The organism is Mycobacterium gastri (assembly GCF_002102175.1).
In the GTDB taxonomy this organism is placed as follows: domain Bacteria; phylum Actinomycetota; class Actinomycetes; order Mycobacteriales; family Mycobacteriaceae; genus Mycobacterium; species Mycobacterium gastri.
Genome location: NZ_LQOX01000100.1, coordinates 14,235 through 28,058 on the forward strand (window position 1 = coordinate 14,235; position 13,824 = coordinate 28,058).

Genomic DNA, 13,824 nt, shown 5'->3' on the forward strand with positions numbered 1-13,824 from the left:
CCCGCTTCAGGTGATGTCGCCGTCGACGTAACGCTGCAGGTTGGGCGCAAGCGCGGCCACCACCTCGTCCTCGGGCATCGACGCGATCGGCTCGATCTTCCAGACGTAGCGCAGCAGGGCGAAGCCGATCAGCTGGCTGGCGATCAGCCCGCTGCGACGCAGCCGTTCGCCCTCGTCGTCGCCTAACGTCGACTCACCGATCAGCCCGCGTTCGACGATCAGCCGGAGCTTTTCGCGGGTAGTGGGTTCGTGGGCGGCGGTCAGCACCACCGCGCGCAGGACAGGACCGACCTCCTCATCCGTCCAGATGTCGAGCACGTTGCGGATCAGTTGTCGGCCCAACTCGGCCTTGGGGGTGGCCCAGGTCGTGGCGACCGAGTCGAGCCACTTCTGCGGTGGCGCGGTCGCAGCGTCGAGCAGGCCTTCCTTGGAGCCGAAGTAGTGGTAGATCAGCGCCGGGTCGACGTCGGCGGCGCGCGCGACCGCGCGGATCGCCGTACCGGCCCAGCCGTGTTCGGCGAACTCTTCGCGGGCCGCGGTCAGAATGCGCCCCGCCAGCACGCCGCGGTCGTCGCGTGGGCCGGGGGTGCTGGATCGGGTCGCCACAGTCACACCATACCCGCGGAATTTCATCTTGCGTTGAGACTAATTTCAACGTAGCGTGAAATTATGACGAAATTGCTCAATGGTCCGCAGACCGCCGGCCGGCAATACCGGAACCTCAGCGAGGCGCGGTACACCTGCCGCACCGACGCCAACGCGGCGGTCACGGTCCGCGACGGCACCACGTTGTTGGCCGATGTGCACCGGCCCGATTCCGACGGCCGCTTTCCCGCGCTGCTGGCCGCTTCCCCCTACCCGCGGCAGATGCAGGACTTCGGCGCACCCGCGGCTTCATCGAGGCCGGCGCGACCGACTTCTGGGTGGCCCGCGGCTATGCGCACGTCATCGCCAACCTCCGCGGCACCTGCGGGTCCGGCGGCACCTTCAGCTTCTTAGATGCACACGAGCGCCAAGACCTCTACGACCTTGTCGAATGGGTCGCCGCACAACCCTGGTGCGACGGAAACGTCGGCATGATCGGCATCAGCTACTTCGCGATCAGCCAACTCGAGGCGGCGGTCGAGCGGCCACCACACCTGAAGGCGATCTTCCCGCTGGCCGCAACGGCCGACGGGTACGAAGCGACCTACCACCACGGCCTGTTCAGTTCGTCGTTCGTCACGCCGTTCTTGGCGATGACCGGCCTGACGGCCGAGCGCAGCGACAAGCTCTGGCGTAGCAAGCCCATCGGCCTGGCTCGCCGGGTGCTCAACAGCCCGCGGGTGCACAAGAAGTTCGAGACCCTGAACGGAGAGTCGGCGCTGACCATGCTGCGCCAACTCCTCCGGCTGCCGCACAATCCGCATCCGTGGGACGAGCTGTGGCTGGACGCCGCGGTCAGGCATCCAACCCGCGACCGGTGGTGGCAGGAGCGAAACCTGTTGCCGCTACTGAAGGAAATCGACATTCCGGTGTACCTCGGCTGCGATTGGGAGAACGTGCCCCTGCACCTCCCGTCCACTTTTGCCGCCTGGAACGCATTGTCGGACAACGCCTGTGTGCGAATGGGCATGCTCGGCAAGTTCGGCCTGACCTGGCCATGGGAAAGTCTGCACGTCGAGGCGCTTGCCTGACAGCGGGCTGGCTGCGGGCCAGCATGCGTGCGGTGGACGAGGCGGCCAGCCGGCCCGGGGCGCCGGCGTTGCCCTGCACGAACGCTCAGGGGATACCGGTAGGACAAGACGTCGTATATCGAATCCCGTTGGTGCCCAATGCTCGCCGGTTCAAGAGCGGGCACCGCATCCAGCTGGTGCTCGCCAGCGACGACCAAGATCCGGCGGTTCCCGCCATTATGAGCTTCCGGCATGCCAGCGTCGGTACCAGCAGCCTGAACACCGTGCGCTCGTCGTCGCGGCTCCTGCTCCCGGTGCTTGGCTAGCCATGTGACATTCGGCCAAGTCACTCGGCCACGGACATATCGGGCACATTGCGACATACCGCAATAGCGGCAAATATGAAGATTTCATGACGGTTTCGGTTGGGCGAAGATACGGCAGCTTTAGAAGTCGAATATCACCATTGCCATTGGCTCAGCTATAACGTTGCCCGGATGCGCGGATCGAACACGTATGAGAGATACTGGCGCCCAGCATTTCACGTTGTCGTGTCGGCATTCGTCATTGCCTTCGCCGTCATTCTCGCATCTCCGGTAGCTCATGCGGCCGCGGTGACCGCGACATTGGCGGTGACCTCGCAGTGGAACACCGGTTTTGTGGCCAACTACAAGATAGTGAACTCGGGCTCGGCTCAGCTGACCGACTGGAAGGTCGAATTCGATTTGCCCGCAGACGAATCGATCACCAATGTGTGGAGTAGCAAGCTGGCCCAGTCCGGGACGCACTTCGTCTTGACGCCCGAAGATTACAACCGAACGATTGCGCCCGGCGGATCCATCAGCATTGGCTTCCAGGCCGCGTTGACCGGAGCGTATTCACCACCGGCGAATTGTCTGGTCAACGGAGAGCCCTGCACCACCGGATCAACCCCTAGCACCACGCCCACCACCACGCCTACCACCACGACGACGACTCCCACTACGACGACGACCACCACCACCCCGACCACCACGACAACGACACCCACCACCACGACACCCACGACCACGACTTCCACGACGGGATCCGCCACCCCCGGCGCGGCGACCGCGACATTGGCGGTGACCTCGCAATGGAATACCGGCTTCGTGGCCAACTACAACATCGCCAACCCCGGCGCCGCGCAGCTGAACGGTTGGAAACTCGAATTCGACTTGCCCGCCGGCGAATCCATCACCAATGCGTGGAGCAGCAAACTTGCCCAATCCGGTACGCATTATGTCCTGACTCCCGAGTCTTACAACAGCACAATCGCTCCGGGCAATTCGGTCACCGTCGGTTTCCAGGCCGCCCAGACGGGCGCGTACGCGCCGCCGACGAATTGTCTGCTCAACGGCCAATCCTGCACCGGCGGATCGGTGTCGACCAGCCAGTCCACGACGCCGACGACAACCACGAGCACGACCACGACTTCGAGCGGTACCCAGATTTGCGATCAGTTCGGAACGACGACGATCGGAGGCGCCTACGTCGTTCAGAACAATCGGTGGGGCACCAGCGCCGCACAGTGCATCAACGTCACCGCGACCGGGTTCGCCATCACCAAAGAGGACGGCTCGGCCCCTACCAACGGCGCTCCGCTGTCATATCCGTCGGTCTACCTCGGCTGCCATTACAGCAATTGCTCCCCGGGCAGCAGGCTGCCCGCCCAGTTGAGCCAGCTCACCAGTGCTAACAGCAGCATCAGTTACGGCTACGCCAGTGGCACTTACGATGCGGCGTACGACATCTGGCTGGACCCGACACCGAAAAAGGACGGCGTCAACCAGATGGAGATCATGATCTGGTTCAACCGCCAAGGCTCCATCCAACCGGTCGGCACGAAAGTCGGCGCCGCCACCATCGGCGGCCGCAATTGGGATGTCTGGCAAGGCAGCAACGGCAGCAACAACGTGATCTCCTACGTCGCGCCGACGCCGATCAACTCCTGGAACTTCAGCGTGCTGGATTTCGTCAGCGATGTGCGCAACCGCGGGGCTATAACCAATTCCTGGTACCTGACCAGCATTCAGGCCGGCTTCGAGCCGTGGAACGGCGGCGTCGGCCTTGCCGTCAATTCGTTCTCGGCCACCGTCAACTGACCAGGCTGCGGTAGCGGTCAGTCTCGGCTCAGCCGTCACGTCGGCGTTGCGATCCGCCGAGGCCCGAGTGTGCCTGCACGACCGGCGCTAACGGCGTCACATCAACTTCATGAGATTAATTTTCAAGCTGGTTAAGCTAATTGCCCGGTTGTCCCCTAAGCTTTCGCCTTATCGCCATGAAGGATGCAGGCAAGTGACCAAGCGCGTCGCTGCGAATCGACAGCCGACTCGAGCTGAGCTGGAGAGGCTGCTGTCGGCCGATCTCCGGGCGATCACCGCGCATTCCGACCGGGTCGGCCGCTACTATGCCCGGCAGAACCATTTGAGCCACGGCGACTTTCACGCCCTGCTGCACCTCATGGTCGCCGAGACCGCGGGCACACCGTTGACACCGGCCCAGCTCAGCCAGCGCCTGGACGTGTCGGCAGCCGCCATTACCTATCTCGCCGATCGCATGATCGACGCCGGACACGTCCGCCGTGAGCCGGATGTCGAAGACCGCCGCAGGTCACTGCTGCGGCTGCTGGACAGCAGCATGGAGCTGGCTCACGAGTTCTTCAGGCCACTGGGTGACCATCTCCGCGCGTCCCTGGCCGAGCTGCCTGACCGGGATCTGCGCAGTGCCCACAAGGTATTCACGGCGATGATCGCGGGGATGTCGGCATTTGAAAGCGAGCTCTACCCGCCGGCGGAGTCGTCGGCGCGGGCCGAGAAGTCTTCAAAGGGGGCGCCCGGTGGGCGGCGAAAACCACCGTCGAAAGCGGCAGCGGCCGAGCCGGGGCCGGCTACCGGATCGGGGTCACGCCGACGGCGCGCAGCGCGTTGAGATCCGTTGCGCCACAGCAGTGCAGGCAGATGCGAAGCTCTTCGATGAACCGCTGCAGCCGGTCTTCGACGGCGTCCGCCGACTCGATGGCGGAAGCCAGCAGCGGGCGAGCCATCGCAACCACGTCCGCACCCAGGGCGATCGCTTTGGCCGCGTCCATTCCGGTGCGGATACCGCCGGAGCCGACCAGCGGAGTCGTCGGCAATGCCTGGCGCACCTCGACGATCGCCTGGGCCGTCGGTATGCCCCAGTCGGCCAAGTTCGGGTAGCGCAGTTCACCGTAGCGAACCAGCTGCTCGACTCTCGACCACGAGGTACCCCCGGCGCCGGCCACGTCGATACCCGACACCGGCAGTCCGCCGGGCAGTTGGGTCAACTGTGCAACCGCCCGAGCGCCGATACCGTGGCCCACTTCCTTGAGCAACACCGGGCAGTCCAGCGCGCCGGCGACATCGCACAGCCGTTGCAGCGATCCGGTGAAGTCGGTGTCCCCGTTGCCCTGGATGGCCTCTTGTAACGAATTAGCATGCACTGCAAGGGCATTGGCTCCTACCCGATCCAGGGCGTTGCTGATGTCGGGCACGGCGGCTTTCGTCAGCTGCGCCAGGCCGATGTTGCCTATCAGCAGCACGTCCGGGGCCACGTCACGCACTTCGAAACTGGCCGCGGCCCGCTCCCCCCGTGACCTGTCCAGCATGACCCGCTGCGATCCGAGCATCATTCCCAAACCAAGTCGTTGCGCAGCGGTCGCCAAATTGCGGTTGATCGCCGCAGAGAGCTCGGCGCCGCCGGTCATCGCACCGATCAGGATCGGCGCACGCAGGCGTGCCCCGAAGAAGTCGGCCGACATGTCAATGTCGTGGAGGCTGGTTTGGGTCAGAGCGTTGAACGGCAATCGATAACGCTCCAGCCCGGTCGTTACGCCGGCGAAGTTGACGTCGCCGTTGAGGCACACATCGATGTGGCGCCGTTTGCGACGCCCCATTTCGGCCGGATCGGTCGTCACGGGACACCGACAGATGTTGTCATCGTGATCCTCATCGACATGTCAGGTGGCGTCCTAGCGTAGCGTAGCGGTCTGTCAATTTTTGTTAAGAGATTGAAATGTTAAGCTCCACCCGTGCAACGCCCGCAGCTAAGCGTGAACCGGGTGGAGCGCGACGAGGCCGACCAGCAGCGCGATGGCCATCACGGAGTGAATCACGGTGAAGAAGTGGGCCCAGAGTGGATGTGTCGCACTGTATTGGTTCACCGACACTGGCAGCGGAACCCGGCTTCGACTCCCCCCATTTCGGTACAACACCTGGTTGTGGAAGACCGCGTAGGCGAGGCAGGCCCCGATCCACAGCGGGAATGCCAGCACGGGGGCCGCAGCACGCCCGGTCGCCCAAGCGATTGGTGCGCCGATCAAAACGGTGCCAAAGCCGACGAGCACTCCGATGTTCTTCCATTGCTCGAACATCTGAACGTAGTACCGGGAACACTCGGCAAGGCGGGCCTCTGAGGTCGTGCCGGGCCACACGTCCTGAGCCAAGTCGAACCAGATCACGCCGAGCGAGAGCCAGAAGCCACCGACCAGGACTGCCAGGCCGAATGACGACGGCTCCGCGACGAGCGCGACGCTGAAGAAGAGCACGGCACATGCGAGCAGCACGAACGCGAGTGTTCGGACAGCCCAATCGGGCGGCAGAGCTGGAATGTCCTCGCGAGTTCGACGACGAGCGACGAGCAGCCCGTCCTCGTTCACTGTTGTCACCGGGCCAGCGCGCAGTATTGCCCCGACCCACGGCGCAAGTATCCTGCGCAGCGGCCCCGTCAGCCAAAAGTGGAGGCCTGCCAACGCCATCGCGGCGGCTCCGGCCGCGACGGTCCAGCCAAGCGCGGCGCCCCGCACGGCAGCCCAGCCGATCCATCCGAACGCGGCAAGCAGCCAGATGCGGTCGAAAACCTCGGCGCGTCCGAGGTACTCGTGGATGGCAACCAGCGTCAGCGGGCTCGGCGCCCGCGCCAAGCACAGCACCGTCGAGAATCCCATCATCGCGGGCACCAGCAACATGGCACTCGCATCGACGAGGGACGTGAGGGCGCCGACGGCGTCCGAAACCATGGCTTGACAGTATTCGGCCAAGCCTACTGCGCATCGTGGTCCGGCTCGGGATCGTGCGGTGGACGCCCCGATACCCCGAGGATGAGCTGTTGGGCGAGGCGGTCGGTGAAGGACGGTTGGACTTTAGCGCGCGATTCACAATTCTCGTCAACAGCCGCGCACGCCTCTCGGCCATCTTGCCCCGCGCGGCGGGGAGGACTACTTTCGCGACGACGCCATCCCCGCGCTGGAGCGCCACCATCGCAACAACGTGATCGTCGACACCAACTGGCCACCGCTGACCGTGTTCGCGCCGCTGCTCAGCGCCGTGGACGCACTGGTGGTCGGCTACGGCATCCTGCTGCGGGTGCTGACCAGCCGGCAAGTGCGCAAGACAGCACGATATGGACCCCGGCCCGCCCGCACCAGCACCCGTGCCGGGGTCACCGCCAGCGTCGCTGACTGATCCGAAACCTACTCAGCCATTGCGCCTTTCGCCCCTGACAAGTTTCTTAGCGGCGATCGAGGTCCTGTCGAGTTGCCCTGCGTCGATGTCTGTCCGCCCACTCGTGCGGCCGCCTCGGACATGACGGCGACGGTTTGTTCGTCGACGTGCCCGAGATAACCGGCCGGCGTCACGGCGTCGGCCAGTTTCGGGTCGCGGCGCCCAACGAGGGTGGCGAACGACTCGCCACTCTCCAGGGAGGCGGTGACCAGCGCTTCCAACTGGTCGTGGGCGGCTTGGCGGCCGAGCACCGGCGCCAACCGCATCATCACCGATTCGGCCATGATCAGCCCGTGGGTCCGGTCGAGATTGGCCGCCATCGCCGCGGCGTCCACGCGCAGCCCGGCGAGCACGTCGGCCGCGGTGTGTACGGCGCCTCCGCAGACGGCCAGCGCCGGGGCCAGCGAGTGCCACTCCAGGGACCAGACGGCCGTTGCCCGTTCGGCGTCAGCCACGGCGGCATCGAGGGCGAGATCGAGGTACGTGCGGGTCAGCCGTGCGGCCCGGATGAGCTGTTGTGAGCCGATGGGATTGCGTTTCTGAGGCATGGTGCTGCTGACGCCGCGACCCGGTGCGCTGGGCTCGCTCAGCTCGGCGAGTTCGGTCTGGGAACCCACGACGATGTCGAGTCCGATCTTGGCCAACGAGGCCGCCACCTGCGCAGCCCACGCGACGACCTCGACAAAGCGATCACGGGTCGCGTGCCAGCTGATCGACGGCGCGGCCAAACCGAGACGCCGGGCCAGCTCACGGCGAATCTCCGGGCCGTGCGGCGCCATCGCGGCGAGGCTGCCGACGGCGCCGCCGAGCTGAACCATCGCGACCCGGGGCCGCAACTCGGCGAGCCGGTCCAGATGGCGCAGCAGCGGCGCGGTCCACGACGCCACGCGGTAGCCGAACGTGATCGGTAGAGCGTGCTGCAGCTGACTGCGGCCGACCATCACTGCGCTGCCATGCTTGGTTGCTAGCTCCATCAGCGCGGCCAACGTGCGCAAGAGATCCCGCTCGATGACATCCAGCGCTGCGACGGTCTGCAAGACCGCGGCAGTGTCCATGATGTCTTGGGTGGTAGCGCCCCAATGGGCGTACTGCCCCAGACCGTCGGGCAGGATCACGGCAAGTTGTTCGACGAGGCCGACGATCGGATACCCGGCCGCGTTCGTGCGGCTGGCGAGGCGCGCGATGTCGAGGTCGTCGATCGTCACGGCGCGCAGCGCCGGTGCGACCTCGGCCGGGACCACGTCCAGGTCAGCTTGCGCCGCCGCCAGCTCCGCTTCGACCTGCAGGAATCGGGCCAGCAACCCACGCTCGCCGAGGATCGCTCGCAGCTCGTCGGTAGTGTGCAAGCCGCCGAACACGGCGCCGTCCAGCGCAGACAGCGCCGTCGATGGAATCATGGTCACTCCTGTGCGCCGAAGTATGAGGTGTCGCGGGCGGCCCCACAGTACACCGGGACAGAAATGCGCACCCCGCAAAATGAAAGTCGGTGACGTTGTGGAGCGGAACAGCATGGGCTCGGATCCCCATCTGTGCTAGTGCGATGGCAACCAGACGTACGAGCCCGTCATCGGTGAGCCGGTCGGAATCAGCCATCCAGTCGACGCCGTCGGCGAGGCATGCAGTACGAGCATCGAAGGTTGCACCGGTCGGTCAGCGACACCCGGAGGTCCACAGTCTGCCGTCCGAATCTGTCGATCAGGCAAGGGATCTTTGGGCGAACGTAGGTTGGCCGCCCCGTGGTTTCGATCAGGTTGGCGAATCGGAGGTCATGCGGCCCATGGTCGCGCCGGTCCCCGCCGGTTCGCCGCATCCGTACGGATTGATGCGCGAGCCGTGGCAAGACCGACCGTTGACGATTGTGAGGGAATTACGCGACGGATTGACGCGATATGCGCCACGATGTGACGATGGCCGCGATGAGGGACCTTCAGGGCAAGGTGGCGGTCGTCACCGGCGGAGCCGGCGGCATCGGCCGGGCCATCGGCCGGCGTTTCGGCCGGGAGGGCATGAAGGTGGTGCTGGCCGACGTGCTCGCCGAGCCGTTGGAGGCGGCGACCAGCGAACTCGCGGGTGCGGGCATCGAGGTGACCGGAGTGGTCACCGATGTCACCGACTATTCCTCGGTCGAGTCGCTGGCCGAGCAGACGCTCCGCCACTTCGGCGCGGTGCACGTGGTCTGCAACAACGCCGGCACCGGCGGGGTCTCCGAGGGCTACCTGTGGGAACACGACCTTGCCGACTGGCGCTGGGGAATCGACGTCAACGTGCTGGGCGTCATCCACGGCATCAAGGCCTTCGTGCCCATCCTGCTCGAGCAGGGCGAGGGACACGTGGTCAACACCTGTTCGGGCAACGGCGGGTTCGCGCCGATCGCCCGGGGCGCCCTGGGCGGCCCGGCCAATGCCGTCTACCCGATGACCAAGGCCGCGGTGCTCTGCCTGACCGAGAGCCTCTATACCCACTTGGAGATGACCGGGACGCGGGTGCGGGCGCATGTCCTTTTTCCCAGCGGCTTCTTGAACACCGGGATCTGGGAGTCCTGGCGGCACCGGCCGGAGCGCTACGCCGCGACCCAGCAACGCCGGACACCCGAGCCGACTCTGGCGGCGGTCGTGGACCGCTTCGAGGCTGCCGGCCGCCGCGTCGAGTTCACCCCGCTCGAGACGGTCGCGGACCAGCTGGTTGAGGGGATCCGGGCGGACCGCTTCTGGGTGATGGGTCCACCCACATCCGCCGACGAGGTCGTGAGCCGCAAAGCCGCATCGATCATGGCCCGCGCCAACCCCGACTACCTGGTCGACGTCCTCAGCCGGCATGCCGGGAAGCAAGCAACCGAAGGAGCGCAGCGTTGAGCACCGCAGTCCGATATGGTCCCCGCCCACCCCAGGCGCAAGTGGACCACGAGATCGACCTCACCAAGGCGCCCATCGCCACCGAGGCGGTGACCGTCACCTACCTCACCGATCCGGAGATTGTCGCAGCGGTGCTGCCCAAGCCGCTGGAGCCGGCCGACGAACCGTTGGTGCGGGTCCAGCTTCTGCGGGTCCGGATAGACGGCAGGCCGCCGTTCGGGTCGGCGGTGTTTTCGGTGACCGCCCGCCATGGCGAGCTCCGGGGCGACTATCCCCTCTTCATGCCCCAGTCGACCGAGCAATCGGTCACGGGCGGGCGCGAAACGTTCGGCGAGCCCAAGAAACTGGGCCGAATCGAGGTGCAGCGCGACGGCGACCGCATCACCGCAACCGTGGAGCGGCTGGGCTATCGGCTCATCACCCTGAAAGGCCGGGTCACCGGCCCGGCACAGTTGCCGGATGACCAGGTCGACACCGAGTTCTACTTCAAATTCCTGCGTTCCCCCGACGGCAACGGCATCACCGACCCCCACCTGGTCTACGGCGAGTACCACCGGCACTACGAGCTGCTGGACAACATCGAGGGCGCCCTCGAGTTGGGTGAGTCGCCGCTGGACCCGGTGGCCGACATCGTGATCCGCCAGATCGGGTCGATGACCTGGTGCCGCCGGCGCACCGTCCAGGTGGCCAGGATCGCCGAGCGGGTGCCGCAGGAGTGGCTGCTGCCCTACGTGCACCAGCGCTACGACGACCCGGTCCTGTCGGCGTCCCCGGCCCCCGAGCCGGCGCGGGTATAGCCATGGACCGATACACCGTCATCTCGGCCGACTGCCACGCCGGCGCCGACCTGCTCGACTACCGCGCGTACCTCGATCCGCAATACCGGGACGAATTCGACGGCTGGGCACAGACGTTCGTGAACCCGTTCGGCGATCTCACCGAGCCCGACGCCGAGCGCAACTGGAACAGCGATCGGCGCAACCGCGAGCTGGATGAGGACGGCATCGCGGGGGAGGTCCTCTTCCCCAATACCGTGCCTCCGTTCTTTCCCCTCGGGAGCCTGGCCGCTCCGGCACCCGAGACCGCCCGGGAACTCGAGCTGCGCTGGGCCGGCCTGCGCGCGCACAATCGCTGGCTGGCCGACTTCTGCTCCCTGTCGCCCCAGCGGCGCGCCGGAGTGGGCCAGATCCTGCTCGGGGATCTCGACGAAGCCGTCGCCGAGCTGGCCCAGATCGCCAAGCTGGGGCTGCGCGGCGGCGTGCTGCTGCCCGGTGTCGCCCCAGGTACCGGCATCCCCCCGCTATACGCCGAGCACTGGGAGCCGCTGTGGGCGGCATGCGAGGAGGCGGGCGTGGTGGTCAACCACCACGGCGGCAACGCCGGACCGACCCCGACCGACGGGTGGGGCAGCTCGTTCGCGGTGTGGGTGTACGAGGCCCATTGGTGGTCGCACCGGGCGCTGTGGCACCTGATCTTCAGCGGCGCACTCGATCGCCATCCGGACCTCACCGTGGTCTTCACCGAGCAGAGCACCGGGTGGATACCGGCGACGCTCGACTCGCTCGACGTGGCGGCCGCGCGTTTCGGGCGAGCGAACTCGGCGATCGCCCGCTTCGCCGGCCCCACCGCCGGCTCGCTGCCCCTCAAACCCAGCCAGTACTGGGCCCGCCAGTGTTACACCGGTGCCAGCTTCCTGCGCCCGGTCGAGTGTGCCCAGCGCCACCGAATCGGCGTCGACCGGATCATGTGGGCAAGCGACTATCCGCACTTGGAGGGGACCGCTCCCTACAGCCGGGAGGCGCTGCGCCACACCTTCAGCGACGTCCCGGCCGACGAGGTGGCGGCCATGGTCGGCGGGAACGCCGCCGCCGTCTACCGCTTCGACCTCGAGGCCCTCGCACCGCTGGCCGACAGGATCGGCCCGACCGTCGCCGAAGTCGCCGAGCCGCTGGCGGCCGTGCCCGCCGACGCGAGCAGCACCGCCTTCGAGCCCGACCCCATCCGCGCCTGGTAGCGAAAGGACCACCGTGAACACCCGGGACCCCTACATCATCATCTCCGCGGACTGCCACGCCGAGTTGCCGACCGACCGGTACCGCGAGTACATCGACCCGGAATACCGCGAGGACTTCGAGGCCTACCTGGTCGAGAAGGCGGCCGCGGCTCAGGTCGGCGGATTGATCGACGAGCAGTTCGCGCAGCAGTGGTTCTCCGAGCACGGCGACGGCATCGCCGGCGGGTGGGATGTAGGTCTGCGCGACAAAGAACTCGACGGCGACGGGGTGGTCGGCGAGGTCATCTTCCCCGATGCCGACGCCGTGAGCGGGGTCGCCGGGGCCCCGTTCGGCGCCGGCCTGGCCCAGTCGGGCGACCTCGACCCGGGCCGGGCGATGGCCGGGGCGCGGGCCCACAACCGCTGGTTGGCCGAGCTGTGCAGCCACAGCCCCGAGCGGCGGGCCGGGGTGGCGGTCGTGCCAATACTGGCGGACATCGATGCGGCGGTGGCCGAAATCACCCGGGCCGCTGAGTCCGGGCTGCGGGGCGGGATCATGATCCCGGCGCGCTGGGCCGGCTACCCGCCTTACCACGACCGTCGCTACGACCAGGTCTGGGCCGCCTGCCAGGACCTGCAGATGCCGGTACACACCCACGTCGGCGCCGCCCCGCAGGAGGACTACGGCGAGCACCTGGGCATCTACGTCACCGAGGTGCGCTGGTGGGGGGTCCGGCCGCTGTGGTTCGCCTTGTGGTCCGGGGTTTTCGAACGCTTCCCCCGGCTGCGCTGGGGAGCCACCGAGTGCGGCGCGTTTTGGGCTAGCGACCTGCTCTGGCTGATGGATACGCGGTTCCTGCGTGAGCATTCGGCCAAGAAGATGAGCCGTCGGATGGAGGGCGATCTGACGATGCCGCCCTCGGCGTACTTCGACCGGAACTGCTTTATCGGGGCAACCACCACCGAGCGCCGGGAACTCGCGCGGCGCCACGAGATCGGCGTATCAAACATGCTGTGGGGCAACGATTTTCCCCATCCGGAAGGGACCTGGCCGCACACCCGCGACTGGCTGAAGCGCTCGTTCTGGGACATTCCCGTGGCGGAAACACGGCAGATCCTGGGCCTGGCGGCGGCCGAGGTGTACAACTTCGACCTGGGCGCGCTGGCCGGCCTGGCCGAGCGCATCGGCCCGACCCCCGAGGACTTGGGCCAGGACGACGCGGTGAGCGTCCCCAAGTGGGAGGCGGCCCGGCAGGCCGGACGCCACTGGCTGACGGGTGCGGAGCCGCTGCCCGAGCTGGTGGAGAGCTAGAAATTCGACTCCACCTCGCGTTGACCTGACTGCGCAACCGGTGCGGCTGTTTTGCGGGCACTCGGCAGCCGCCTTTTCAAGATCGCGACCCGGTGTAGCTGAGCAGCCAGGTTTATCGCCCCCAACATGGGTAGCACCCCGATAAACGTTCGCAGTGAGGGGGTGCGGCCATGCAATTGTTCAAGACTGCCGAAGACATACAAGCATCCGATGGTGAAGATGGCCGCGGGGATGGAGTATGCCAGCAAGGACCTGCGATCCGCGATGACCTGCGTCGCAAAATCCAACTCGTCCTTCGACATCGGTTCGCCTTTGCGCAGCTTACTCAAGACCATTCTGACACTTCCGACATTTTCGCTCATCGGAGTAGGTTCGCGCGCCAGAAGCCGTCTTACGAAAACAAAAGCGCAAACAGCAAAAACCAGCTCTGCCGCGAACGAAAATATTGTCAGACAACCAAATAAACTCAGGC

Annotated in this window: 12 protein-coding genes and 2 pseudogenes; 9 read left to right on the forward strand and 5 right to left on the reverse strand. The window is 66.3% G+C overall.

The features are described 5' to 3' along the window. Positions 1-6: 6 nt before the first annotated feature. Entirely contained in the window at positions 7-633 is a 627-nt protein-coding gene (locus AWC07_RS10715) for a TetR/AcrR family transcriptional regulator (RefSeq protein ID WP_051508314.1), read from the reverse strand. A gap of 36 nt (positions 634-669) precedes the next feature. On the opposite strand from AWC07_RS10715, the pseudogene AWC07_RS10720 reads away from it, so the two are divergent. The 4 genes and pseudogenes from AWC07_RS10720 to AWC07_RS10735 all read left to right on the forward strand — a co-directional run bounded on the left by AWC07_RS10720 (position 670) and on the right by AWC07_RS10735 (position 4,604). Then, positions 670-1,981, forward strand: a pseudogene (locus AWC07_RS10720) (CocE/NonD family hydrolase). Between the two features lie 171 nt (positions 1,982-2,152). After that, positions 2,153-2,575 (forward strand): annotated as a pseudogene (locus tag AWC07_RS28675) (cellulose-binding domain-containing protein); the annotation flags it as partial. Positions 2,576-2,752: 177 nt separating this feature from the next. After that, the gene (locus AWC07_RS28680) at positions 2,753-3,778 is read left to right on the forward strand and encodes a glycoside hydrolase family 12 protein (RefSeq protein WP_279628873.1); all 1,026 of its coding nucleotides are present in this window, start codon (positions 2,753-2,755) and stop codon (positions 3,776-3,778) included. A gap of 193 nt (positions 3,779-3,971) precedes the next feature. Next, the gene (locus AWC07_RS10735; protein WP_051508313.1) at positions 3,972-4,604 is read left to right on the forward strand and encodes a MarR family winged helix-turn-helix transcriptional regulator; all 633 of its coding nucleotides are present in this window, start codon (positions 3,972-3,974) and stop codon (positions 4,602-4,604) included. On the opposite strand, the gene fni is transcribed toward AWC07_RS10735, so the two are convergent. Continuing rightward, positions 4,564-5,589: a type 2 isopentenyl-diphosphate Delta-isomerase gene (fni, locus tag AWC07_RS10740; protein ID WP_167380058.1), complete on the reverse strand. Its 1,026-nt coding sequence runs from the start codon at positions 5,587-5,589 to the stop codon at positions 4,564-4,566. The genes AWC07_RS10735 and fni overlap by 41 nt on opposite strands. Positions 5,590-5,739: 150 nt before the next feature. Then, positions 5,740-6,657, reverse strand: coding sequence for a hypothetical protein (locus tag AWC07_RS10745; protein ID WP_139829639.1), 918 nt, complete (start codon positions 6,655-6,657; stop codon positions 5,740-5,742). A 304-nt stretch (positions 6,658-6,961) separates the two neighbouring features. Between AWC07_RS10745 and AWC07_RS10755 the strand changes: the two genes are divergently transcribed. Beyond that, positions 6,962-7,156, forward strand: a complete 195-nt coding sequence (locus tag AWC07_RS10755) for a hypothetical protein (protein ID WP_036420185.1) — start codon at positions 6,962-6,964, stop codon at positions 7,154-7,156. 8 nt (positions 7,157-7,164) lie between these two features. Here the strand turns inward: AWC07_RS10755 and AWC07_RS10760 are convergent, their stop codons facing one another. Further along, the gene (locus tag AWC07_RS10760) at positions 7,165-8,592 is read right to left on the reverse strand and encodes a class-II fumarase/aspartase family protein (RefSeq protein ID WP_167380055.1); all 1,428 of its coding nucleotides are present in this window, start codon (positions 8,590-8,592) and stop codon (positions 7,165-7,167) included. Between the two features lie 519 nt (positions 8,593-9,111). Here AWC07_RS10760 and AWC07_RS10765 point away from each other — a divergent pair. From AWC07_RS10765 to AWC07_RS10780, 4 genes are read left to right on the forward strand one after another with little or no spacing between them, the layout of a single operon-like run. Beyond that, positions 9,112-10,047 carry an SDR family NAD(P)-dependent oxidoreductase gene (locus AWC07_RS10765; RefSeq protein ID WP_036420205.1) on the forward strand — a complete coding sequence of 312 codons (936 nt, stop codon included), beginning with the start codon at positions 9,112-9,114 and terminating at the stop codon, positions 10,045-10,047. Further along, positions 10,044-10,844, forward strand: a complete 801-nt coding sequence (locus AWC07_RS10770) for an acetoacetate decarboxylase family protein (RefSeq protein WP_036420183.1) — start codon at positions 10,044-10,046, stop codon at positions 10,842-10,844. The genes AWC07_RS10765 and AWC07_RS10770 overlap by 4 nt, the downstream gene beginning before the upstream one ends. 2 nt (positions 10,845-10,846) lie before the next feature. Continuing rightward, on the forward strand, positions 10,847-12,061 hold the full coding sequence (locus AWC07_RS10775; RefSeq protein ID WP_036420181.1) for an amidohydrolase family protein: 1,215 nt from the start codon (positions 10,847-10,849) through the stop codon (positions 12,059-12,061). A gap of 13 nt (positions 12,062-12,074) precedes the next feature. Then, positions 12,075-13,352, forward strand: a complete 1,278-nt coding sequence (locus tag AWC07_RS10780) for an amidohydrolase family protein (RefSeq protein ID WP_036420178.1) — start codon at positions 12,075-12,077, stop codon at positions 13,350-13,352. Here the strand turns inward: AWC07_RS10780 and AWC07_RS10785 are convergent. Then, positions 13,349-13,822, reverse strand: coding sequence for a hypothetical protein (locus tag AWC07_RS10785; protein WP_139829642.1), 474 nt, complete (start codon positions 13,820-13,822; stop codon positions 13,349-13,351). The two genes, AWC07_RS10780 and AWC07_RS10785, sit on opposite strands and share 4 nt — an antisense overlap. Between the last annotated feature and the right edge of the window lie 2 nt (positions 13,823-13,824).

Excerpts from the sequence above, each read along its gene's own strand:
- AWC07_RS10715 (WP_051508314.1), bottom strand. The coding sequence starts at position 633 with ATGAAATTCCGCGGGTATGGTGTGACTGTGGCGACCCGATCCAGCACC.
- fni (WP_167380058.1), bottom strand. The coding sequence starts at position 5,589 with ATGGGGCGTCGCAAACGGCGCCACATCGATGTGTGCCTCAACGGCGAC.
- AWC07_RS10760 (WP_167380055.1), bottom strand. The coding sequence starts at position 8,592 with ATGATTCCATCGACGGCGCTGTCTGCGCTGGACGGCGCCGTGTTCGGC.
- AWC07_RS10765 (WP_036420205.1), top strand. The coding sequence starts at position 9,112 with ATGAGGGACCTTCAGGGCAAGGTGGCGGTCGTCACCGGCGGAGCCGGC.
- AWC07_RS10775 (WP_036420181.1), top strand. The coding sequence starts at position 10,847 with ATGGACCGATACACCGTCATCTCGGCCGACTGCCACGCCGGCGCCGAC.